Origin of the sequence: Psychrobacter sp. NC44, from assembly GCF_904846655.1 — a bacterium.
In the GTDB taxonomy this organism is placed as follows: Bacteria; Pseudomonadota; Gammaproteobacteria; order Pseudomonadales; family Moraxellaceae; genus Psychrobacter.
In genome coordinates, this window is sequence record NZ_CAJHBN010000035.1 from 1 (window position 1) to 1462 (window position 1462).

Below are 1462 nucleotides of genomic sequence, written 5' to 3' on the forward strand. Positions count from 1 at the left end.
CAAGGGTGGATGGAGAATAATCTGCCTAAGCTATTTCAGGATATGGGCTGTATTTATTTTATTGTGAACTGACTATAGTTGTTGTTTCAAACTGAAGTATTCACCCTTGACGAATCCAACAAAAATTTTGAATTGGTCAATAGTATCTTCTCTTTTTTTGTTCTCATCAAATCTATAAAATATAGCATGCTTATTGGCTATCAGGTTTTGATGCTGCAACAAGAAAGGCATAATGTTACGTATAGAAGGTCTTCCTTTTCTAGCATTATTTTTTCGGTATTCTCTATCTTCTAGGTCTTCCTCTATATCATCTATAGTTAAATTGAAATATCTACCTAATTCTGGATTAAACTTTTTTTTATCTCGTATTTGATAATCTTCCTTAAAGTAACTACTATCAATATCTGAACCGCCCCGAGTATATCGGAGGCTGATCTACTTGAGTCAGGCAGCAATGCCTGACAGGATTAAATTATCATAATACCGCTTTTCAAACTCAAAGGGTGACACATAACCAATCGTGCTATGCAGTCGTGTTTTATTGAACCAGTCCACCCATTCAAGCGTTGCCAGTTCAACATCATTTACACCGTTCCAGCTCTGCTTTAAATAATGAATCACCTCAGACTTGTAAAGGCCATTGACTGTCTCGGCCAAGGCATTGTCATAAGAATCCCCTGTTGTGCCAACAGAGGCAATCACACCAGAGTCCGTCATCTTATCTGTATAGCGAATGGATAAATACTGAACCCCTCTATCGCTATGATGAATCACATCTTTAGGATTATTCCTGTATGCAATGGCCTGATTGAGCGCTGCCATCACCATATCGGTGTTCATGCGATTAGACACCTTCCAGCCCACAATAGCGCGAGCAAACACATCAATAATAAAAGCCGTGTATACCCAGCCGCTAGTTGTCTTGATATAAGTGAAGTCCGAAACCCATAGCTGGTTAGGGCGGTGGGCGCTAAAGTTACGATTGACTAAATCATTCGCCCGCAGCTGATCATCACGACTATTGGTAGTAATCTTACTCTTACCGCGCCAAACTCCTTGCATACCGTGCTGCTTCATTAGTCGCTCAATAGTACAACGAGCGACATGAATGCCGTCTGCTTTCATCTGCTGCCATACTTTACGCACACCATAGCGGCACTTGCTATCCTGCCAGATGCGCCTGATCTCGCTGATGTAGAAGTCATCATGGTGGCAACGCAATGAGCGCTTGTGTGGGTTGTTGCTTAAGTCTTTAGCGCGATAATAGGTTGATTGGGCAATCGGTAATACTCGACAAATTGGCTCGACCCCATAGAGGTGTTTGTAATCATCAATAAACTGAGTCATTATTTCGGTGGGCGGCCGAGCTCCGCCTGGGCGAAAAAAGCAGCAGCCTTACGTATAATCTCATTGGCTTGCTTGAGTTCTCTATTCTCTCGTTCAAGTTCTTTGATACGTTCAA

The 1462-nt window shown here is 42.0% G+C and carries 1 pseudogene and 1 other annotated feature; the pseudogene reads right to left on the minus strand.

Features of this window, described 5'->3' with window-relative positions:
* Window positions 1-444: 444 nt before the first annotated feature.
* Window positions 445-1462: pseudogene (locus JMX95_RS13550) on the minus strand (IS3 family transposase); the annotation flags it as partial.
* Window positions 1273-1389: a sequence feature (AL1L pseudoknot), on the minus strand. It overlaps the preceding pseudogene by 117 nt.